This is a genomic window from Buttiauxella sp. BIGb0471, from assembly GCF_024807715.1.
In the GTDB taxonomy this organism is placed as follows: domain Bacteria; phylum Pseudomonadota; class Gammaproteobacteria; order Enterobacterales; family Enterobacteriaceae; genus Buttiauxella; species Buttiauxella agrestis.
Genome location: NZ_JANUEU010000002.1, coordinates 666,705 through 685,939 on the forward strand (window position 1 = coordinate 666,705; position 19,235 = coordinate 685,939).

At 51.8% G+C, this 19,235-nt stretch carries 25 protein-coding genes; 23 read left to right on the top strand and 2 right to left on the bottom strand.

The genetic code is table 11. The features are described from left to right. Window positions 1-2 precede the first annotated feature (2 nt). The 4 genes from M2371_RS09710 (at window position 3) to M2371_RS09725 (ending at window position 2,136) form a co-directional block, all read left to right on the top strand. Window positions 3-608 (top strand): recombination protein NinG, encoded by a 606-nt coding sequence (locus M2371_RS09710; protein ID WP_259267567.1) that lies wholly within the window; start codon window positions 3-5, stop codon window positions 606-608. Then, window positions 605-1,294 (top strand): bacteriophage antitermination protein Q, encoded by a 690-nt coding sequence (locus M2371_RS09715; protein ID WP_259267568.1) that lies wholly within the window; start codon window positions 605-607, stop codon window positions 1,292-1,294. The genes M2371_RS09710 and M2371_RS09715 overlap by 4 nt, the downstream gene beginning before the upstream one ends. A 164-nt stretch (window positions 1,295-1,458) precedes the next feature. Further along, complete coding sequence (locus M2371_RS09720) at window positions 1,459-1,893, top strand: hypothetical protein (RefSeq protein WP_259267569.1); 435 nt, start codon at window positions 1,459-1,461, stop codon at window positions 1,891-1,893. A 51-nt stretch (window positions 1,894-1,944) separates the two neighbouring features. Next, window positions 1,945-2,136 (top strand): hypothetical protein, encoded by a 192-nt coding sequence (locus M2371_RS09725; RefSeq protein WP_259267570.1) that lies wholly within the window; start codon window positions 1,945-1,947, stop codon window positions 2,134-2,136. Between the two features lie 181 nt (window positions 2,137-2,317). On the opposite strand, the gene M2371_RS09730 is transcribed toward M2371_RS09725, so the two are convergent. After that, the gene (locus M2371_RS09730; protein ID WP_259267571.1) at window positions 2,318-2,539 is read right to left on the bottom strand and encodes a hypothetical protein; all 222 of its coding nucleotides are present in this window, start codon (window positions 2,537-2,539) and stop codon (window positions 2,318-2,320) included. A gap of 201 nt (window positions 2,540-2,740) precedes the next feature. Between M2371_RS09730 and M2371_RS09735 the strand changes: the two genes are divergently transcribed. From M2371_RS09735 to M2371_RS09750, 4 genes are all read left to right on the top strand, one after another. After that, on the top strand, window positions 2,741-3,067 hold the full coding sequence (locus M2371_RS09735; RefSeq protein ID WP_134186880.1) for a phage holin family protein: 327 nt from the start codon (window positions 2,741-2,743) through the stop codon (window positions 3,065-3,067). Next, window positions 3,042-3,521 carry a TIGR02594 family protein gene (locus M2371_RS09740; RefSeq protein WP_259267572.1) on the top strand — a complete coding sequence of 160 codons (480 nt, stop codon included), beginning with the start codon at window positions 3,042-3,044 and terminating at the stop codon, window positions 3,519-3,521. The genes M2371_RS09735 and M2371_RS09740 overlap by 26 nt, the downstream gene beginning before the upstream one ends. 210 nt (window positions 3,522-3,731) lie before the next feature. Beyond that, entirely contained in the window at window positions 3,732-4,055 is a 324-nt protein-coding gene (locus M2371_RS09745; RefSeq protein WP_259267573.1) for an Rz1 lytic protein, read from the top strand. A gap of 36 nt (window positions 4,056-4,091) precedes the next feature. Then, on the top strand, window positions 4,092-4,316 hold the full coding sequence (locus M2371_RS09750; RefSeq protein ID WP_259267574.1) for a hypothetical protein: 225 nt from the start codon (window positions 4,092-4,094) through the stop codon (window positions 4,314-4,316). Between the two features lie 395 nt (window positions 4,317-4,711). On the opposite strand, the gene M2371_RS09755 is transcribed toward M2371_RS09750, so the two are convergent. Further along, window positions 4,712-5,116, bottom strand: coding sequence for a hypothetical protein (locus tag M2371_RS09755; protein WP_259267575.1), 405 nt, complete (start codon window positions 5,114-5,116; stop codon window positions 4,712-4,714). 337 nt (window positions 5,117-5,453) lie between these two features. Here M2371_RS09755 and M2371_RS09760 point away from each other — a divergent pair, with 337 nt between their 5' ends. From M2371_RS09760 to M2371_RS09830, 15 genes are all read left to right on the top strand, one after another. Next, a complete protein-coding gene (locus M2371_RS09760; RefSeq protein WP_259267576.1) occupies window positions 5,454-6,455 on the top strand; it encodes a terminase small subunit in 1,002 nt (333 codons plus the stop codon). Continuing rightward, complete coding sequence (locus M2371_RS09765) at window positions 6,433-7,740, top strand: terminase large subunit (protein ID WP_259267711.1); 1,308 nt, start codon at window positions 6,433-6,435, stop codon at window positions 7,738-7,740. The genes M2371_RS09760 and M2371_RS09765 overlap by 23 nt, the downstream gene beginning before the upstream one ends. Window positions 7,741-7,742: 2 nt before the next feature. Beyond that, window positions 7,743-9,131 carry a DUF4055 domain-containing protein gene (locus tag M2371_RS09770; RefSeq protein ID WP_259267577.1) on the top strand — a complete coding sequence of 463 codons (1,389 nt, stop codon included), beginning with the start codon at window positions 7,743-7,745 and terminating at the stop codon, window positions 9,129-9,131. A gap of 1 nt (window position 9,132) precedes the next feature. Next, complete coding sequence (locus tag M2371_RS09775; RefSeq protein ID WP_259267578.1) at window positions 9,133-10,242, top strand: phage head morphogenesis protein; 1,110 nt, start codon at window positions 9,133-9,135, stop codon at window positions 10,240-10,242. Between the two features lie 126 nt (window positions 10,243-10,368). Next, a complete protein-coding gene (locus tag M2371_RS09780; RefSeq protein WP_259267579.1) occupies window positions 10,369-11,121 on the top strand; it encodes a DUF6651 domain-containing protein in 753 nt (250 codons plus the stop codon). A gap of 16 nt (window positions 11,122-11,137) precedes the next feature. Next, window positions 11,138-12,277 carry a P22 phage major capsid protein family protein gene (locus M2371_RS09785; RefSeq protein ID WP_259267580.1) on the top strand — a complete coding sequence of 380 codons (1,140 nt, stop codon included), beginning with the start codon at window positions 11,138-11,140 and terminating at the stop codon, window positions 12,275-12,277. A gap of 39 nt (window positions 12,278-12,316) precedes the next feature. Next, entirely contained in the window at window positions 12,317-12,580 is a 264-nt protein-coding gene (locus M2371_RS09790) for a hypothetical protein (RefSeq protein ID WP_259267581.1), read from the top strand. Between the two features lie 2 nt (window positions 12,581-12,582). Continuing rightward, a complete protein-coding gene (locus M2371_RS09795; protein WP_259267582.1) occupies window positions 12,583-13,065 on the top strand; it encodes a DnaT-like ssDNA-binding protein in 483 nt (160 codons plus the stop codon). Between the two features lies 1 nt (window position 13,066). Beyond that, window positions 13,067-13,420 (top strand): hypothetical protein, encoded by a 354-nt coding sequence (locus M2371_RS09800; RefSeq protein WP_259267583.1) that lies wholly within the window; start codon window positions 13,067-13,069, stop codon window positions 13,418-13,420. A gap of 2 nt (window positions 13,421-13,422) precedes the next feature. Next, complete coding sequence (locus M2371_RS09805) at window positions 13,423-14,007, top strand: hypothetical protein (protein ID WP_259267584.1); 585 nt, start codon at window positions 13,423-13,425, stop codon at window positions 14,005-14,007. Next, the gene (locus M2371_RS09810; protein ID WP_259267585.1) at window positions 14,000-14,446 is read left to right on the top strand and encodes a DUF4128 domain-containing protein; all 447 of its coding nucleotides are present in this window, start codon (window positions 14,000-14,002) and stop codon (window positions 14,444-14,446) included. The genes M2371_RS09805 and M2371_RS09810 overlap by 8 nt, the downstream gene beginning before the upstream one ends. Window positions 14,447-14,490: 44 nt before the next feature. Next, window positions 14,491-15,426 (top strand): phage tail protein, encoded by a 936-nt coding sequence (locus M2371_RS09815; RefSeq protein WP_259267586.1) that lies wholly within the window; start codon window positions 14,491-14,493, stop codon window positions 15,424-15,426. A 42-nt stretch (window positions 15,427-15,468) separates the two neighbouring features. Further along, window positions 15,469-15,807 (top strand): phage tail assembly chaperone, encoded by a 339-nt coding sequence (locus M2371_RS09820; RefSeq protein WP_259267587.1) that lies wholly within the window; start codon window positions 15,469-15,471, stop codon window positions 15,805-15,807. Window positions 15,808-15,824: 17 nt separating this feature from the next. Next, window positions 15,825-16,109, top strand: a complete 285-nt coding sequence (locus M2371_RS09825; RefSeq protein WP_259267588.1) for a DUF1799 domain-containing protein — start codon at window positions 15,825-15,827, stop codon at window positions 16,107-16,109. Continuing rightward, window positions 16,109-19,225 (top strand): phage tail tape measure protein, encoded by a 3,117-nt coding sequence (locus M2371_RS09830; protein ID WP_259267589.1) that lies wholly within the window; start codon window positions 16,109-16,111, stop codon window positions 19,223-19,225. Before M2371_RS09825 ends, M2371_RS09830 begins: the two co-directional genes overlap by 1 nt. Window positions 19,226-19,235 lie beyond the last annotated feature (10 nt).

Consider the following 19,235-nt stretch of genomic DNA (forward strand, 5'->3'; position numbering starts at 1 on the left):
GCATGGCAAAGCAACCTCGCCGCAAGTGCAAAGTCTGCCGTGAGTGGTTTCATCCGGTTTATTCAAACGTCTGGTGGTGCTGTCCTGAGCATGGTGCGCAGTACGCGCTTGCGCTGCGCAGCAAAGAGAAAGAAAAAGAGCAGGCCAAATCAGCTAGCGAGAGCAAGAAAATAGCTAAGGTTGAGCGAGCCGCATGGCGTAGACGCAAAGCCGCCGTTAAACCCCTCAAACACTGGGAAGACCTCACTCAACGTGCTGTAAATGACTTGCGTCGCGAAAGTGACCTTGCCAATGGAGACGGCTGTATATCCTGCGGAACACATCAATCAATGGAATGGCAGGCAGGGCATTACCGCACGACTGCCGCCGCTAGCCATCTACGTTACGAACCCGACAATATTAACCTTCAATGCTACGAGTGCAACGTCCATAAATCCGGGAATATCGAGCTTTACCGCATCAACCTGGTCAAGAAGATTGGCGAGGCTCGAGTGGTGGAGATGGAGTGTGATAACCGTGTTTACCGCTGGACGCGAGAAGAGCTAGAAACCATACGCCTTAATGCCCGTGCTCAACTGCGTGAACTTAAACGAAAGGAGGCTGCGTGAATCAGCAATATCTTCAGTACGTCCGCGAAGAACTCATGGTGGCCACTGCTGATTTAAGCGGGGCAACGAAAGGCCAGTTGGTGGCGTTCGCTGAGAATGCACGGTTCGATACCGGCCGCTTTAAGCGCAAGCGTCGGCGCATACTCGATGAGGCAACTGGCAAAATGATTACGCTTCCTGGCGATCCGGTACCTGGCCAGCAGTCCAGAGCGAAAGGTTCGTCTATCGCACTTGTTCAGCCAGTAGAGTTCCGTACCGCATCATGGCGCCGCGCTTTGGCTGCGCTCGATAAGCACGAACACGCCTGGCTGTCATGGTGCTATGCCGGTGATATGGCGTTTGCTCATCAGGTGGCGATAACTGAATGGGCATGGGCTGAATTTAAAGCGACGCTGGGAAGCAAGAAGATGGCGGGCAAAACGGTGAAGCGATTACAGGCTCTCGTATGGCTGGCAGCGCAGGATCTCAGGAATGAATTGAAAGGAGGGGAAGGCTATCAGCATGCTGACCTCGCAGCGTTAGTTCAAATAAGCAAATCCACCTGGTCAGAAACCTATGCAGGCCACTGGCGGACAATGAAAGCCTTGTATGGTCGACTGGATTGCGGTGCTCTTTGTGCAACGGCGAGAACGCGATCACAACAAAAGTCGACAAATTTATGTGTAAGTCTTGCAAAACCGAACTAAATGGGCGATATTTAAGCCTAATTTGATATTGTGCCATCAGTGCATTTGGTGGCAGTAAACAAATTACCAACGAACCCGCCGAGTGCGGGTTTTTGCGTTGATGGCCAACAGAAAAATCGTGATATTATTCGGGGATGAAATAGTCACCCGGACATGATTCACGAATGTACAACTGGAACTTAATCGTTATAGGGTTATTTTTAGTAACGTACGCACCGATTTTTTGGTTTCTTGGCATGAGTGTCGCTTCTGGCCAGATAGTAAAATGCAGTAGATTTCATGAAGTGGACCCCAAAATATTTATACCTGCATGGGCGTTGTCTGTTACCAAAATCTGCTTCATTCTTCATTACTGTCTTTTTCTTATTCCTCTGACGATGCTTGATTGGTTACATGGATTAGCTGCTTTCGGCGCAGGGATTCTGCTTTTTTTATTATGCCCCTTACTGAATATCATCTACCTGCAAATATTTAAGCGACACGCATTGCGCGCATTTCGAACTGACCCAGGTAAAGGAAGGCTAATGATTAAGGTTTTGAAAGCTGGCACGCATGGCGGTATTAAAAATATACCCGATGACGGCGCAAGCCTTACCTGAAACTACCCAACTGCTATCCTCAAGTCATCATTACCTAAAAAGAGACAGACGATGAAAGAAGGCTTCTACTGGATACAGTTCTACGGCACCGTTCAGGTTGCCCGATATTTTCGTCAAGAAGCTGAAAACTGTGAAACAGGTGAGCGAGCGACCGGCGGCTGGCAATTAGTGGGTCGACAACGTGAAATTATCCATTCCAGTGATGTAGTGGTAATAAGCGGGCAGTTGCACCCGCCTGAATAGAGACTTTGCTATTGCAAATCAATTTATGGCCTCGGCATTTGCCGGGGCCTTTTTACTACTACAGCAGGAAAAAGGAGGGGGAATTGGATAGTGCATATTTTGGTCTTAGTGAAGATAAAAAATCTATAGTCTTCTTTGCGCCAAGATTCAACGTCAAAAAGGCCGCCTAAGCGGCCAGTGCTTATTTTTGTGCAAACTGCTTTAACTCTGTTGCTAGCTTTTCAAAAGGCGGAAAATCATACTGCGTCAATTCAATAAGAAACTGGTTTTTGTCGGCATCAGGAAGTCTTGCAAAGAGCAAGCCGAGAGCCAGTTTCATTGCTGTGACCTCTGTTGCAACATCCTTCACGTCATTGCAGTTTGTTCCGAGCTTAAGATTTTCAATGTGATGAATATCTGCCATTTATAGTCTGAACTCCTGTAGAACCGAGGCCAACAGCCAGACCTGCGGCAATAAACATCCATGCTGACACATGGGTGGGCTGAAACTTCAGGCTACCAGACAACATATTCACCCGATTGATACATCTCAACTTTCGGCCTCGCTTATGCGGGGCTTTTTTATACCCATCACACAGCACCCGCACTCAGCGAGGTGAGAGATATGCGCATGCCTGGAAACAACCCCGACCTGTTCGCATTAATACTGGCATTCCTGATGACATTGCTCGGGGCGATGGCTGGATATGCCTACCGTGTCATTAATGGTGCCCGCTTCAGTTGGGTGATGCTGGCATTACAACTCATAGTGTCTTTGTTTGCTGGTGCATTGATGATGCTTACTGCGATGCACTATCTATGGCCTGTAGAAATAACCGGGGCAATCTGCGGAATGGCTGGCTGGTCAGGTTCAACCCTAATCAAGGCGCTTGAAGCGCGCTTTTTGAATAAAGCAGGAGGCAGTAATGCAGGAACCCAAGTGGATAGTTGAAGCCCGTAAGTATTTAGGTCAGTTAGAAATCAAAGGTCCTCGTCATAACCCTCTCATTATCCAGTTCTGGAAAGACATCAAACGCAGTGGAATCAAAGATGATGAAACGCCATGGTGTGCAGCCTTCGTTGGTTCCATGCTCGAGCGGGTCGGAATCAAATCAACCCGCTTTGAATCTGCGAGGTCCTACCTCAACTGGGGCGCCGAGCTACGCGAACCAGCCTTCGGTTGCGTTGTGGTATTCAGTCGCGACGGCGGCGGCCATGTTGGATTCGTCGTTGGGCAACATGAAAACGGTGATTTGATGGTGCTGGGTGGAAATCAGTCTGATGCTATCAATATCCGCGCCTTCCAGCGTTCGCGTGTATCAGGTTATCGCTGGCCGGTGAATGAGCCGAAAGATACTCGACCACTTCCGGTGATGAACGGGAGCCGTTCGGAGAGCGAGGCATGATTGAATATTTCCTGCTTTCACTGAATACACACTGGCGCTGGTGGCTATCCATCGCTGCGCTGGTGATGATTGCGTGGCTCTGGAATGAGAACACCCGCATCGATGCCAGCCTGACCACGCTACAGGGTGAGAACAATAGCAATCGCGCGATTATGGATAACGTCCTGAAAACCGTGGCTATCACCAACATTGTTCTGGGAGTCAATCAGCATGCCAAGAACCAGATCGCACAGGACGCTCAGAGCGCCGCGCACGACATCAAAGCTGCTGTTGCGAGTGATGATTGTGCTGCTCGGCTTGTGCCTGCTGGTGCAACTAACCGGCTGCGCCAATACGCGGACAGTTTACGTTCCGGTACCACAGCAGCAAACCCCATCCAGCCTGACCGCTGAAACGCCACAACCGTTTATTCCCGATCCGCTGACTTACGGGGCCAGTCTGGATTTAAACGTCAGTCTGTTGTCTGCGCTGGGGCAGTGCAACCGGGATAAGGCTGATATCCGAACCATTGAACAATCACGAGCCTCGCAATAGCGGGGCTTTTTTACGACCACAACAAAGAGAATAGCCATGACCGTTCGCGCCAAATTCCGTTGTCACTTTATTCAGAAAGCTAATGACGATTCACATCGCACCATCCACATGAGCCCGGTAACAGCCGACACAGAAGAAAACAAAGCCTGGTCTAAGTACACGCCGGGTGGACAGCTTCAGATGGTCATATCCAATCCTGCTGCCTTCGAGCAATTTGAGCAGGGCAAGGAATACTTCATCGATATCCAACCAGCTGAATAGACCATTACAAAGCTCATCTACTGGTGGGCTTGATAATGAAAATTTATAGCGAATTTTTATCATTTAAAAAATGTTGTTTCAAAATCTGAAAAAATTGGCGAGATAATAAGAACATGGGGACAATAATCACAATGCTAATAATTGCGTGCACAATTCGAGATCCTTCAAGGATTGCATCGCCAATTTGCGTGCCTAAAGTTGTTGCAGCGTAAAAAGTTGCGAAGAAGTACCAGCCCATGAAAAGCGAAAATTTGAAAGGCATATAAAGTCTCAATTTTTGTATGGTTTAAATTAATATCCCCTTGGTTTGAAAAATAATCAATAGTTATCACAAAGGCCACTTACGAGTGGCTTTTTTAATGGTTGTACCAGTGGGCGTCCATCAAATCCAAGATTCACAGGCCCGTAACTACCGAACACTGTTTTACTGTCCACCAGTCACGGGCAACTAATTCCCATGACCCTGGTGCCAATGGAAGTCCGCGCTTGTTAATTTGTTCAAACATCTCATCTGCTGTATCGGACACTGTTTGCTGAAAGAAAAGCGCATAGTCTGTGGCGAGATCATTTGGTGTAGGGTGATATCCACCTGGGCGCGACTTTGAAGTAACTTCAATATAACGTTGCAGTGCTAATTCCATAACCTGAGCGGTGTTATCAGCACTCATCGTGTTAGCGATATATGCACACTGATTGATAGTTTGCATTTGCTGGTATTCAGCAAAACTCACACCAATTGCGTTGACTGCACCTGAGAATAAAGCAGCTAACGTTACGACAGTTAAAAGTTTGGTTTTCATTCAGAAAATAACCTCAAGTCAGGGATGTTAAAACTTTAGCGAAAGCTAAAACTAACGACCAATTAATAGGTGTGCAAGAGTGCATGATTGTCACAATTATGGCTTTGATCTTAGTTTGCATCTTGAGACATTCATTTAGTGCCTGTGATAATGTCAAATTGTGGTGAATGTGCAGGCTGATTCAATATGACCAGTACTGGCGCGGAGACTATCCGCATTGGTCACTAGGCGTGATAATGACCAAGCAAAGCACTAACCATGCCGGAGATCAGCACCGGCCACCATACACATTCTGAGCCACTGGCATTCGCTGGTGGCTTTTTTATTGGAGTAAGCAATGGCAAAACCGGACTGGGGAGCCCTTCAGCAGCGGTTCCTGTCCGATCACGCCAAAACGAATATCTCACCGAGCGACTGGTGTGAAGCTCAGGGACTGAACTACGCAACGGCCCGCCGATATATCAAGAAGCCTTCTGCGCAAAGTGCGCAAAAAAATGCGCAGAAGAAAGTGCGCAGTGCGCAAATTGAAAAATGCGCAAAAGAGCTTGTTGACGATGATGACCTCAACCCACAACAACGCTCTTTTGTAGCGGAATACGTTAGATGTGGCAATGCTACGCAGGCCGCAATCAAAGCTGGATACAGCGCCAAGACAGCCAATGAACAGGGTGCAAGGCTGTTAACAAAAGTTAGTATTGCGCGGGCAATCGCGCAGCAGCAGAAAGCCTCACTGTCGCGCACGCTCGCCAGCGCCGACGAAGTTCTGGCGCAGATGTGGGAGCTTGCCACTTTCGATGCCAACCAAATCTCGCAATACCGCCGGGGCAGTTGCCGTTACTGCTGGGGATTCGGTCATCAATATCAGTGGCGCGATATGGTTGAGTTTGAAGAGGAACGACTCAAGGCCGCGGCAAAAGAAGGCAGCCGGGAGCCACTTGATACTGGCGGCTATGGCTATGACCACACTAGCGAGCCCAATCCTAAATGCCCACGCTGCAATGGTGACGGTATCGGTCAACCTTACTTCCCTGACACTCGCAAACTACCTGCAATTGCTCGACTGGCTTATTCAGGCGTCAAAGTTGGAAAGAATGGTGTTGAGATAACTGCGATTAGCCGCGAGCGCATGTTCGAGGCGGTAATGAAGCGCCTTGGCCTGGCTGACAGCGAGTTCGCGCAGCGCTTGCAGCAAATCGAAATCGAACGCCGTCAGCTTGAAGTCGAAAAACTTCGGAAGGAGCTGGCCGACGATGATGAGGATAACGAACCAACGCCAGTGGCAATCAATATCAACGTAGTGGATGCGAGGGCAGATGATGGGGATCAGCCCGACACTTAATATTCCCCAGGCGCGCTTCCTCGCCATGCCTCACAAGTTCAAATCATATGTAGCCGGGTTTGGTAGCGGTAAAACATGGGTGGGTTGTGGTGGCATCTGCAAGGGGATGTGGGAGTTTCCCAAAATTAACCAGGGATACTTCGCGCCAACGTACCCGCAGATACGCGATATCTTTTACCCAACGGTCGAGGAAGTCGCCTTCGACTGGGGCCTGAACGTTAAGATCAACGAAGGTAATAAAGAGGTTCATTTCTACGAAGGGCGGGTGTATCGCGGTACGACGATATGCCGATCGATGGAGAAGCCAGCCACGATAGTGGGTTTCAAAATTGGTAACGCGCTGGTGGATGAGCTCGATGTAATGCCAGCGCAAAAGGCGCAACTAGCCTGGCGAAAAATCATCGCCCGTATGCGTTACAAGGTCGATGGCCTGCGCAATGGCATTGACGTAACGACGACACCAGAAGGCTTCAAGTTCGTCTATCAGCAATTTTTGAAGGCGGTGCGTGATAAGCCTGAACTGGCTGCTATGTACGGAATGGTGCAGGCCAGCACGTTCGATAATGCGAAGAACCTGCCAGATGACTACATTCCTTCGCTGCTGGCAAGTTATCCACCTGAGCTGATCAAGGCATATCTGCGTGGTCAGTTCACCAACCTGATGAGCGGGACGATTTATCACCAGTTCGACCGCCGGCGGAATAACTGCGAAGAAGTTGAGCAGCCAGGCGAGTCGCTTTATATCGGGATGGATTTTAACGTTGGGAAGATGGCCGGAATAGTCCACGTATTAAGGCTTGGCCTGCCGTGCGCTGTTACCGAAATCATTAACGCTTACGATACTCCCGATATTATTCGCATCATCAAAGAGCGCTTCTGGCTATACGACGGTGGTAGCTATCGTAAGGTTCGCGAAATCTATATCTACCCGGATGCTTCTGGCGACTCTCGCAAATCAAGCAATGCCAGCACCACTGATATAGCCCAGCTTAAACAGGCTGGCTTTAACGTGGTCGTTAATGCTTCTAATCCACCAGTGAAAGACCGCGTGAACTCTATGAACGCCATGTTCTGCAACGGCAACGGCGATCGCCGCTACCGGGTGAATGTGAAGCGCTGCCCGGTTTATACCGAATCGCTGGAGCAGCAAGTCTGGGATAAGAAGACTGGTGAGCCAGATAAAAAATCCGATAACGATCACCCTAACGATGCGGGTGGTTATTACATCGTTAAGCAATTCCCAATCATCAAGCCAACCGGCAAAGTCACTAACCTACGGATATAACCATGCCTGATATTTCAACACCCAATCTGGACTATGGGAACATGGTTCAGGCGTGGGACATTAACGACGCGCTGATGGGCGGCACGCTATACATGCGGCAGCTCGGTAAAACCTACCTGCCAATGTGGCCCAAAGAAGACAAGGACGCGTACAAAGAGCGCCTCGCGGTGGCCACGTTGCTGCCAGCATACGAGGAAACCATTAAGCAGAACATTGGCCGGGTATTTGCCGAGCCGGTTCAGTTGAAAGAGTCAGTGCCTGATGGCGTTCGTGAACTTGCGCCAAATATCGACCTTGAGGGCAACCGCTTCGATGTCTGGGCGCAATCACTCTTTGGACTCGCAATGCAATATGGTCTTGCGCATGCGCTGGTGGATTATCCGCGCGTTGATACAGAACAAGTGAAAACGAAAGCCGAAGAGAAGGCAACAGGCGCACGCCCATACGTCACGATGATTAACCCACGGCAGGTCATCGGCTGGAAATCAAAGGTCACTGGCGGAAAGGTGGTGCTCACTGAATTGCGCATCAAAGAAGTCGTTATCGAGGATGGTGACGACTTCGGGCAGAAGAAGATTGATCAGATTCGTTATCTTCTCCCGGGGAAAGTACAGCTACATCGCAAATCGACGGATGCGCAGGGTGCTGCGAACTGGACGCTTTATGAAGAATGGGAAACCTCACGCAATGATATCCCGCTCATCACGCTTTATACCAAACGTACGGGCTTTATGTGTGGTACGCCTCCGCTACTGAACATGGCGCTGCTGAACATCAAGCACTGGCAGAGCCAGAGCGAGCAGGACAACGTTTTGCATGTGGCTCGCGTGCCGTTGTTGGTGGTTTATGGGCTCGGCGAAAACGAAGAGCTGGTCATCGGCTCGTCATCTGCAACTGCATTCAGTGACAGACAGCATCAAGGGCTTGAATACGTCGAGCACACTGGCGCAGCTATCAGCGCGGGCAAAGAATCGCTCGCTGACCTTGTTGAACAGATGCGGCAGGCGGGCGCGAAGCTGCTGCGCACTGAGAACACCTCCACGAAGTCTGTCGACCAGACCAGCGAAGAAACGATGCAGGAGCAATCGCCACTCTACACCATGGCAAACAGCCTGGAGGATGCGCTGGCGAATATCCTGCAAATTATGGCGGAATATCTCGACCTGCCGGAAGGCGGCTCGGTTGATGTGCGCACTGAACTGGATGTCGAAACCAAAGAATTCAATCCGCCGGCTGCTCTCGCGATTCAGGCGCTACGTCAGGGTGGTGATATTCGTCGTATCGATGCCATTAAATCGCTTCAGAAGCTTAACCTGATAGACGCCACGATGGACCCCGATAAGGTGCTGGATGAGTTACTCAACGAGGCTCCAACGTTAACGGGTGAGTGATATGCGTAATCGCAAATGGACTGTTAACCAGCGCCTGCAGAACGAGACCATTGCGCACAGCTTATTCGTCAGCCGTTATGGTAATGGCGCGGCACGTCGCATGGTTCTCATACTGAATCAGGCGGATGCCGAACTCGCTGCGCAGCTGCTGGTGGCGCTTGAGGACATGAATCCTTACACCATGACGGCTAAGCGGCTGGCGACTCAGCTCAAAGCGGTGTGGGCGATTAACCAGCGCGTTTACGCCTCGTTAAGTGAGTCACTGACAGCCGAGCTGGAAAGCTTTGCTATGCATGAGGCCACTTATCAGGCTCTGATGTTCAGCGACACGTTGCCCGAAGTAATATTGCAGCATGTTCCGCTTCATCAGCTCACGCCGCAGCAGGTATTTGCCTCTGCTGTCTCGCAGCCATTCCAGGGACGCTTACTGAAGGAATGGGGTGAGAAGCTGGAAGCGGACCGGATTGAACGACTAACCAACGCCGTGCGCATGGGCTTTCTCAACGGAGAAACCACGGAGCAGGTTGTTCGCCGCGTTCGTGGCACCAAAGCCAGTAACTGGCAGGATGGCGCATTACAGGTCAGTCGGGCCAATGCCACAAGTGTTGTGAAAACCGCCATCAATCACGTTGCCGCAACCGCCAGGCAGGACTTTGCCGAGGCCAACAGCGACCTTATTAATGCGAAGCAATGGGATTCGACGCTGGACAACAAAACCACGCCAATCTGCATCGTGCGCGACCATCTGCTTTACACCCTCGACGGGCAGCCAATAGGCCACAAAGTGCCGTATCTCAACGGTCCCGGTAAAGCGCATTACTGCTGCCGCAGCAGCGAAACCTATATCACTAAATCATGGCGTGAACTGGGTATTCCGATCGATGAGCTTGACGGCACCACACGCGCATCGATGGACGGGCAAGTGCCAGCAAAGACCAATTATCGGGACTGGCTGAGTAACCAGAGCTACGCCCGGCAAGAACAGGTGCTGGGCGTGACTCGAGCCAGGTTGCTCTCCGATGGGAAACTAACGGTCGATGAGTTTTATAACGACCGGGGCGAGATGCTCACGCTCGAGCAACTCAGGCGCATTGATGCCAGCGCGTTTTAATAGCAGCAAATAGCTTTATCGGGGTCGCCAACTGGCGGCCCTTTTTATTACCTGCCGTTTAGCGGATGCGACGCGGCGAACGGGTCGGATGACCTTTTAGCATTGGCCGGAAGGCTGGAGAAAGACATGAAACTGAAACTCGATGCAAACGGACACGTAGTGGTTGAAAACGGCATGCCTGTGTACGTGCATGATGACGGCAAAGAAATCCCGTTCGATGCCTCTGCGGCGATGGGCAAAATCTCTCAGCTCAACGGTGAGGCCAAAACTCACCGCGAAGGGAAAGAGCAGGCGGAAGCCAAACTATCCCAGTTCGCCAGCATCACCGACCCGGCGAAGGCGCTTGAAGCACTGGACCTGGTATCCAGGCTCGACCAGAAGAAGTTGATCGAAGCGGGCGCAGTCGACCAGGTTAAAGCCGAAATCACCAAGGTATTCCAGACCCAACTTGATGAAGCCAATGGCAAAAACCAGAAACTGGAATCGCAGCTTTATCAGGAGATGATCGGCGGTCGCTTCGGCAGTTCGGCATTCATCAAAGATAAAGTCGCCATCCCGGCAGACTTCGTTCAGGCCCGCTTCGGTCAGGCATTCAAAATCGAAGACGGCAAGGTGGTTGCATACAACCCGAATGGCGAGAGGGTCTATTCACGCACCAAGCCTGGCGAACTGGCTGACTTCGACGAAGCACTGGAATCCCTGGTCGAACAATACCCGCAGAAAGATCACATCCTCAAAGCATCCGGCAACACTGGCGGTGGCTCTCAACAGTCACAACACCAGGTCGGGCAGAAAACCATGAAGCGCGATGCGTTCGACTCTCTCGATGCGACTGGAAAACAGACTGCATTGAAAGACGGCATGAGCATCGTTGATTAACTCTAAGGAACCTTAAATGGCTGGAAACACCCTTACTGGTCTCATCCCGACCATCTATACCGCTCTCGATTCCGTATCCCGCGAGCAAACCGGTTTTATCCCTGCGGTAGCGCGTAACGCGAAAGCGGATGCAGCAGCGAAAGACCAGACGGTTACCGCACCTGTTGCGCCGGTTGCTACGACCGTTGACATCACCCCTGGTGCGACCGCGCCAAATGATGGCGAACAATCCATTGGTACCGTTGACGTTAAAATCACCAAATCCAAAATGGCTCCGGTCAAATGGAACGGCGAAGAACAACTGGCTCTTGGCCCGGCAGGTACTTACAACATCATCCTGGCTGACCAGTTCAAACAGGCGTTTCGTGCATTGAGCAATGAAATGGATGCTGACCTTGCGGCGCTGTATTTCAATTCATCTCGTGCTACCAGTTCGCCAAAAGACACGCCATTCAGCGTTAAAGACGACCTATCCGATGCAGCAAATGCGCGCCAAATTCTGGTTGATAATGGCGCGCCAACCACTGATTTACGCATGGTGCTGGGAGGTGAGGCAATGGCATCTATTCGCGGCAAGCAGTCCGTGCTGTTCAAAACGAACGAGGCAGGAACTGACCAGTTGCTGCGCGAAGGCATTATTGGCCGAGTGATGGGCTTCAACTTGCATGAATCCGCAAGTATCAAACGCACGGCGAAGACTACCGCAGCGGGTTATAAGGTCAATGGCGCCAAAAAAGAGGGCGATATCATTATCGCTATCTCTGCGGGTACAGGTGGCATTGCTGTTGGTACCGCAGTGAAGTTTGATGGCGACTATAACCAGTACATGGTGGTGGCTGCGACCTCATCCAGCATTACCATTTCGGCACCTGGCTTGCGTCAGGATCTGGCTGACCAGACGGCAGTTACAGTGCTGGCAGAGTTCGCGCCTAACATGGTATTCGACCGCAATGCATTCTTGCTGGCCTGCCGTACTCCGGCAATGCCTGAAGGTGGTGATACTGCGGATGACGTGATGAACGTTACCGATCCGGTTTCAGGGATCACTTTCCAGATTGCCCTCTATCGCCAGTACCGCCAGGTACGCTACGAAGTTGGTGTTGCGTGGGGTGTTGCATCCATCAAGCCTGCGCACAGCGCGATCATCATGGGCTAACCATTGGGGCTTCGGCCCCTTAATGTTTTTGGAGGCCCAATGGCCGGACTGACGAAAGAACAACGCGCAGAACGTGAAGCGGCAAAGCTTGCGGCTGAGGCAGCTCAACCCAATCCTGTCCCGCAGGAACCGCAGGAACCGCAGGAACCGCAGGAACCGCAGGAACCGCAGGAACCGCAGGAATTGACGTTGCTCATCATGGTGCGCGACGAACCGGAGTTTCCTGCTGGTCCGCTATCAGCTGAAGTGCATCCGGATGAAGTTGAGAACTGGCTGGCGCTGGGCTGGCAACTGGAGGGCTGATTATGCTGGTGGCTGATTCTGCTTCCCCTGACTTCAACAGCTACGCCAGCGTTATCGACCTGAAAGCATTCGCTGATTCTCGTGGTTACTCATTACCAACAGATGATACTGAGTGCGCTCAGTTACTGGTTCAGGCGATGGACTATCTCGAGGGGCTGGCGTGGCGCGGTGAGCGTACTGTTTCATCTCAGCCTTTATCGTGGCCACGCACTGGATTGCGTTTCGATGGCGTTGACCTGCCTGGTGATGCCATTCCTAAACAGCTTGTTTCCGTGCAATGCCGCCTGGCAGTTGAGTCGCAGGAAATTGACCTGGTGCCTTCAGTGGCAGGAGGCGGTGCCGTGACGATGGAACGCGTCGAGGGGGCGGTAACGGTTCAATATGAGGCGGGGACCAGCAAAGCTACACCATCGTTCCCATGGCTATTCGCTTCACTGCGCGGGCTGGTGGTAGGCGGTAAACAGGTCCGGGTTTCGAGGGGATAGCATGGCAATCAACTACCTGCGAATGCGTGCCACTGCAACTCGGTTGCTTACGGAGAACGGCGCACAATACACGCTAACCCGTGGTGGAACTGTTCAGCGCGATGAGAATGGCCGGGAAGTGAAAACCCCTGCGGTATCATCGACAGTTACGGGCGTTATCACGGAGTATCAGCCACGAGAGATTGATAACTCACTGGTGTTAACTGGCGATATCAAACTGACGGCCACATTCGAAACGGAAATTCGCATTGGTGACCTGATTGTCATTGATGGAAGAACCTATCGTGTTGAACAACCGAATCCTGTTAAACCGGGCAAGGTGCTCATCAGCTACAAAGTTCAGCTAAGGATGTGACCATGGGTAATCAGGCTTTTCTTCAGTCTATCCAGTTAATTGTCGATACGACGAAAGCGGATATCGAGGAGGTGGCTCGGGTGACTGGTATTAAGATCCTCGGCCAGCTCGTTGAAATGTCACCGGTGGGAAACCCTGATACCTGGGAGATTAACCAGACAGCGGTGGCGTACAACAAGGAAGTCATAAATCACAACAATGCCTTGCGGCATGATAAGGCAAATCTTACCAAGGCTGGCAGTTTGCGTAAGGGGCTGAAAGTTCATGACTCAATGGATATTAAAGCCCCGCCTGGCTATACCGGTGGTCGCTTCAAGGCCAACTGGTTTGTCGGCATGGATTCACGGCCAACGGATGCGACCGAGGATATTGATCCAACGGGTACTATCTCGAATGAGCGCGGAATAATGGTACTTGAAACGTTCAAAGTAGGCATGAACTCTATCTACTTCACCAATAACCTGGATTACAGCTACAGGCTTGAAATGGGGCATTCAAAGAAAGCACCTGGCGGAATGGTGCGTATCACCGCGCAAGACTTCCAGACGCTGTTCTCTGAAGCGGCGAGGGAGGTGCGCAATGGCTGACCAGTCATTACGGATTATCGAAATGCTTGAACAGCGTATTGCCTTGTTTGCTAACACGCAGGGTGTACAGGTTGCATGGGAGAATATCCCGTTCACACCGCCACAGGATAAGCCTTATCTTCGAGTGTTTGTATTGCCGGCGGCAACCCAGAGCATTGATTTCGAAGCCAGCGCCAAAACCTATCGGGGTGTTATGCAGGTGAACGTGATCGCAATGGCCGGTAATGGCGTCACTGATTCACGCCGTATAGCAAACGGCATTTCAGATGAATTCCCGGATGGTGAGAGATTGCAGGATGGTGACCTGTCGGTATACATCAATGGGCAGCCAACAATTCATTCCGGCATTCAGGACCGCGCCTCATCTGGCCCGACAGGTGGCTCTGGCTCCATAAGCTATACCATTCCCATATCAATCAGCTATCGCGCTGACTACTGACCCGCTTCGGCGGGTTTTTTATTACCCAAATTCAGGAGAGTGCAATGGCATTCGCAATCCCCAATGGCTCGCGTGTGAACGTCGCGAAGGCGTATCTCACGCCGATTGTGTTCACCGCGGCCTCTAACGCCGCAGAGTGCGAACTCACCGTAGCATCGGCTACGGGCATTCTGGCCGGTGACGTTGTGCAGGTTAACTCCGGCTGGCTGAAGCTCGAAGCTATGGTGCTTCGCGTTAAATCCGTCACCACTACCAAAATCGTGCTGGAAGGTTTCGATACTACTGACACCAACAAATTCCCTGTCGGTACCGGCGCAGGCACGCTGCGTAAAATTGATTCGTGGATCACCATGCCGCAGGTTATGACGCTCGGTACCGAAGGCGGTGACCAGCAGACCATCAGCGTGCAGTTCCTCGAAGATGACAAAGCGCGAACCATCCCGACGTTTAAAAATGCCGTGGTTCAGGTTTATACCTTTGCGCATGATCCGCTACTCGCGATTTATAAACGCCTGATTGAGTGTGACGAGTCCAGTGATACAACTGCGGTGTGGTTCCACAACCCACGCGGCAAAGCCGATCGTTATTACTCTGCCAAAATCTCATTCCAGAAAGTGCCAAAGACGGAAGTTAACGCCGTTGAAAGTAACGAAGCGCGCATGAACTTCGAATCGGATATGCAGATTTATCCAATCGCTGATGCCTCAGCAACACCGCTTGCGTTCGTTTCAGATCTGGACACGCCGACTAAATCAGTAGCGACAGGCGCAGCCCTTGACCTGGCTGTCGTGGTATCAGGCGGATCTGCGCCATACACCTACGTCTGGAAGAAAGCGGGTACGGCTTTGCCATCCCAGACTGCTGCCACGCTGCATATTGCTGCTGCGGCTTCCGGTGATGCAGGTTCTTATGTTTGTGAAGTTACCGATGCGGCGGGTAAGACCATTACCTCGAAGGCCTGTGTTGTAAGCATCACCTAATTATCTCGCCCGGTTCGCCGGGCATTTTTGTGAGTCGAATCCATGACCAAATTCACCCTGATCCCAAATCCAACTTTCTCGACTACGGCAATCATCCCGCGTGCTGGCGCAGAAGATGGCAAACTGTCGTTCACCTTCCGCCATAAAACGCTCGACGAGTTACGCGCTATGGATGAGAAGCTTCAGAAGTCAGCTGAAGGGAAGAAGTCCGCTGTTGAACCGCAGACCGATTATCTGATGGAAATCGTTGAAGGCTGGGCGCTTCCAGATGAGTTCACACGTGATAACGTCGTCGTGCTACTGCTGAACTACCCGCGCGCATTCGACAGTATCGGCCTGGCTTACACCAAAGAACTTATGGGATTGCGCGAAAAAAACTGAAGCAGGTCGCCGCAGCGATGTATACGCCGGGGCCGTCAGTTGCGGAACTGAGCGCCTTTGGATTGACGCCTGAAGATGTGGAAGAAGAGGTCGGTATTCTGCCATCGGTATGGCAGCCCTTCAGTGTCTTCTCATCACTGGTGACGCAATGGCGCGTGGGCGCGAACGGCGCAACCGGCATCGATTACAACGTTCTCCCCTGGATGTTCGAAATGCACAGGGTTGAGGATGCGGCGGCCTGTCTGGCTGATATTCAAATCATGGAGCACGAAGCTCTCAAAACGATGAGTAAGGTGGCGTAATGTCTGAACAAATCGCGTCAATTACGCTGCGTGCTGACGTCTCGGATTTGAAGGCAGCGAATAATGAACTCGATAAATTATCCAACGCGGCAGCTGGCGCAGCAGCAGGGGCCGATAGCCTGGCTGATGCGGCAAAGCGTGTAAAACCTGCCACGCAACAGGGAACGGAAGGGCTTAAAGAGCAGCAGAATGCGTTGAAGGGCTTGCTGGAGAATATCGACCCGGTCACCAAAGCCCTTAACCGCCTGGATGAGCAGCAGGCTACCCTGCGAGGTTTTCAGGCCAAGGGCTTTCTGGATAACGATACCTTTCAGTCCTACAACAAAATCCTTGATGACACGCGTTTAAAGCTTACTGATACGGGTGAAGCTGCGGCGCGAGCGCAGGCAGAACTGGCAGCCACGCAGGCAGCAGAGAAGCAATCGGCCTCACTGAAAAACCTGCTCGGCTCCATTGACCCGACTATTCGCGCATTCAATGCGCTCGATGAACAGCATGCACTGCTTGTTTCGCACTTCGAGTCAGGGCGCATCAACAGCAGCCAGTTCGAGCACTTCAACGGCATCCTGAACGAAACGCGCCAGCGGCTGACAACCGTCGCTGATGTCTTGCCTGAAGCGCTGACAAAGCAACAACTCGCCGCGCAGAAAGCTGGGATTTCAATCGGGCAATACAACCAGGCGCTGCGCACATTGCCAGCGCAGTTCACTGACATCGCCACTCAACTGGCTGGTGGTCAGTCGCCATTCCTCATCCTGCTCCAGCAGGGTGGACAGATTAAGGATCAGTTCGGTTCGGTCGGTGGTGCGATTTCTGGAGTCGGTGGCTATTTGCGTGGATTGCTGGGACTGCTTAACCCGGTAACGATTGGCATTGGCGCACTGGTGTTGGGTGTTGGCGTGCTTGCGACAGCCTGGTACAAAGGGACGCAGGAAGCCTCTGAGTTTAATCGTCAGCTCATTCTTACTGGGAACTACTCGGCACAATCAGCAAGCCAGTTGTCAGAAATGGCGCAAAAGATTGGAGGCTCGAGCAACAAGGTCGCAGCCGCTGCCGCCACGCTATCTCAGGTTGTAGGCGCTGGCACGTTCAAAACCGATCAACTGGAGTCGGTAACGCGTGCCGCGATGGCGATGGAAAGCGCGACCGGGCAATCGGTCGATGCCACGATTAAGAACTTCCAGAAGCTTTATGCCAATCCCACAAAGGCATCGGAGGATCTTAACTCCACATTGCATTACCTCACTTCGGCACAATACGATTACATTGCTTCGCTCGAGCGTCGTGGGGACAAAGAAGGGGCCGCAGAAGCAGCAGCCAAGGCCTACAGTCAGGCTGAACAGAGCCGTAGTCAGCAGATAATCAATAATCTGGGACTGGTCGAGCGTGCCGCCAATAGCGTCAGAAGTTCGCTTAAAGGCATGTGGGATGAACTGCTGAACATTGGCAGGCCAGAAGCACCTGACGACATGCTCAAGCGTATGCAGGCTGATTTGGCGATACGTCAAAAAGCATTGCTACCGGAGCGGCAGGGTAGTTCTTATGGGTACGCGACCAGCACAGCAGACGATGAGTACGATAATCGCCGCAAAGCCCAAGTCGCTGCGATAAATGCGCTACAGGCTCAAATCGCACCACTTCAGCAAGCCTCTAGCTTACAGAATGACATCTCAGTCGCTATTGCCAAAGGCAAAGAGGACGATGACAAACGCACCAGTTCGCTGATTTATCAGAACCGAGTGCTTGAGCAGTCTGCTACCTGGCAGGAAAAGCGCAGCAAAGCACTTTCTGAACTCTGGAAAAATGTTGCCGCAGCACCAGATAAATGGAGTGATACACAGCGCCAACAGGCTGTTGAAGGTATCAACAAGCAATTCCACCCAGACAAAACCGCCAAAACGCCAGCTGTACGGGTAGCGGCCGGTGACCGCACTCTCGATACCTACAACGCTGAAACGCTCGCGCTACAAGCACAGCTTAAAGTTCTTCAGCAGCATACTGGCGTTAATGACGTAATCAGCCAGCAGCGCAAGCAACAGTGGGAGATTCAGGCCAAATTCAGCGTGCTGGAAGATGCCGCTAAATCCCGGACGCTGACCAAAGACGAGCAATCGCTACTTGCAACGAAAGATAAGGCCTTAGCTCAGGCTGAAATCAACGCCGGGATAGGTGACCAGATTGCCAGCCAGCAAAAGCTGAACTCTTTAGCAGACCAGGCGAATAAATTTGCCGACCAGCAGGCAGCAAAACGTGAGGAAATCGCCGCGGCAGCGCGTGGTGAATCAACGCGTGAAGCGGAAAGGGCGTCATCACTTCAACGCATTAAAGAAGCATACGCGTACAACCCTGAAGCACAGAAAAAGGTTCTTGCCGAACAGCGGGCAACGTATCAGGCCGAAGACGAGTTAAGGGATAACTGGATTGCTGGTGCCAAGCGCGGCTGGGCTGATTATGCCGACGCCGCCACCAACACCTATGATGGCGTCAGGAATGTAGCCTCCTCTACATTCACAGGCCTGTCCGACATGCTGACCAGCCTGATGACTACCGGGAATGCCTCCATTAAAGAGTTCGGAAAATCCATGCTTAAGATGATCGTTGAGGTCACTAACCGCTTGCTGGTGGCTTACGCGGTGCAGCAAGCTTTGGGCTGGATCAGCGGCAGTTCTGGTGGTGGAACAACGCCATCAGGTGCGTACAGCAATGCCGCTGCTGGCGTTAGCTTCGATTCTGGTGGATATACCGGGGCTGGTGGAAAATATGAACCGGCTGGCATAGTTCACAAAGACGAGTTCGTTTTCACTAAAGAAGCGACCAATCGTCTTGGCGTCGACAACCTCTACCGCTTAATGAACGGTGGATCGATGTCGCGTTATGCAACGGGTGGGCTTGTTGGCGGCGGGCAGGGGAGTTCGGCAGGGGCAACTGGCGGTATTAACGTCGATATTTACGTCGACAATCGAGGCAATAGCACTTCGACTGTTAGCGGTGGTAACGATGGGGATGCCGCTGCCAGGGGGCTGGCAGAACGTATCAAAGGATATGTGACCGAGGGAATTGCAAAGGCAATCCGTGATGATGGCATGATTGGTGGGAGTTTCGCCAAAAAACAGTAACGCAGCACCT

What these genes read in the sequence shown, in the direction of transcription:
- M2371_RS09710 (WP_259267567.1), top strand. Translation starts at nt 3, where the DNA reads ATGGCAAAGCAACCTCGCCGCAAGTGCAAAGTCTGCCGTGAGTGGTTT.
- M2371_RS09720 (WP_259267569.1), top strand. Translation starts at nt 1,459, where the DNA reads ATGTACAACTGGAACTTAATCGTTATAGGGTTATTTTTAGTAACGTAC.
- M2371_RS09725 (WP_259267570.1), top strand. Translation starts at nt 1,945, where the DNA reads ATGAAAGAAGGCTTCTACTGGATACAGTTCTACGGCACCGTTCAGGTT.
- M2371_RS09730 (WP_259267571.1), bottom strand. Translation starts at nt 2,539, where the DNA reads ATGGCAGATATTCATCACATTGAAAATCTTAAGCTCGGAACAAACTGC.
- M2371_RS09735 (WP_134186880.1), top strand. Translation starts at nt 2,741, where the DNA reads ATGCGCATGCCTGGAAACAACCCCGACCTGTTCGCATTAATACTGGCA.
- M2371_RS09740 (WP_259267572.1), top strand. Translation starts at nt 3,042, where the DNA reads ATGCAGGAACCCAAGTGGATAGTTGAAGCCCGTAAGTATTTAGGTCAG.
- M2371_RS09745 (WP_259267573.1), top strand. Translation starts at nt 3,732, where the DNA reads ATGCCAAGAACCAGATCGCACAGGACGCTCAGAGCGCCGCGCACGACA.
- M2371_RS09750 (WP_259267574.1), top strand. Translation starts at nt 4,092, where the DNA reads ATGACCGTTCGCGCCAAATTCCGTTGTCACTTTATTCAGAAAGCTAAT.
- M2371_RS09755 (WP_259267575.1), bottom strand. Translation starts at nt 5,116, where the DNA reads ATGAAAACCAAACTTTTAACTGTCGTAACGTTAGCTGCTTTATTCTCA.
- M2371_RS09760 (WP_259267576.1), top strand. Translation starts at nt 5,454, where the DNA reads ATGGCAAAACCGGACTGGGGAGCCCTTCAGCAGCGGTTCCTGTCCGAT.
- M2371_RS09765 (WP_259267711.1), top strand. Translation starts at nt 6,433, where the DNA reads ATGGGGATCAGCCCGACACTTAATATTCCCCAGGCGCGCTTCCTCGCC.
- M2371_RS09770 (WP_259267577.1), top strand. Translation starts at nt 7,743, where the DNA reads ATGCCTGATATTTCAACACCCAATCTGGACTATGGGAACATGGTTCAG.
- M2371_RS09775 (WP_259267578.1), top strand. Translation starts at nt 9,133, where the DNA reads ATGCGTAATCGCAAATGGACTGTTAACCAGCGCCTGCAGAACGAGACC.
- M2371_RS09780 (WP_259267579.1), top strand. Translation starts at nt 10,369, where the DNA reads ATGAAACTGAAACTCGATGCAAACGGACACGTAGTGGTTGAAAACGGC.
- M2371_RS09785 (WP_259267580.1), top strand. Translation starts at nt 11,138, where the DNA reads ATGGCTGGAAACACCCTTACTGGTCTCATCCCGACCATCTATACCGCT.
- M2371_RS09790 (WP_259267581.1), top strand. Translation starts at nt 12,317, where the DNA reads ATGGCCGGACTGACGAAAGAACAACGCGCAGAACGTGAAGCGGCAAAG.
- M2371_RS09795 (WP_259267582.1), top strand. Translation starts at nt 12,583, where the DNA reads ATGCTGGTGGCTGATTCTGCTTCCCCTGACTTCAACAGCTACGCCAGC.
- M2371_RS09800 (WP_259267583.1), top strand. Translation starts at nt 13,067, where the DNA reads ATGGCAATCAACTACCTGCGAATGCGTGCCACTGCAACTCGGTTGCTT.
- M2371_RS09805 (WP_259267584.1), top strand. Translation starts at nt 13,423, where the DNA reads ATGGGTAATCAGGCTTTTCTTCAGTCTATCCAGTTAATTGTCGATACG.
- M2371_RS09810 (WP_259267585.1), top strand. Translation starts at nt 14,000, where the DNA reads ATGGCTGACCAGTCATTACGGATTATCGAAATGCTTGAACAGCGTATT.
- M2371_RS09815 (WP_259267586.1), top strand. Translation starts at nt 14,491, where the DNA reads ATGGCATTCGCAATCCCCAATGGCTCGCGTGTGAACGTCGCGAAGGCG.
- M2371_RS09820 (WP_259267587.1), top strand. Translation starts at nt 15,469, where the DNA reads ATGACCAAATTCACCCTGATCCCAAATCCAACTTTCTCGACTACGGCA.
- M2371_RS09825 (WP_259267588.1), top strand. Translation starts at nt 15,825, where the DNA reads ATGTATACGCCGGGGCCGTCAGTTGCGGAACTGAGCGCCTTTGGATTG.
- M2371_RS09830 (WP_259267589.1), top strand. Translation starts at nt 16,109, where the DNA reads ATGTCTGAACAAATCGCGTCAATTACGCTGCGTGCTGACGTCTCGGAT.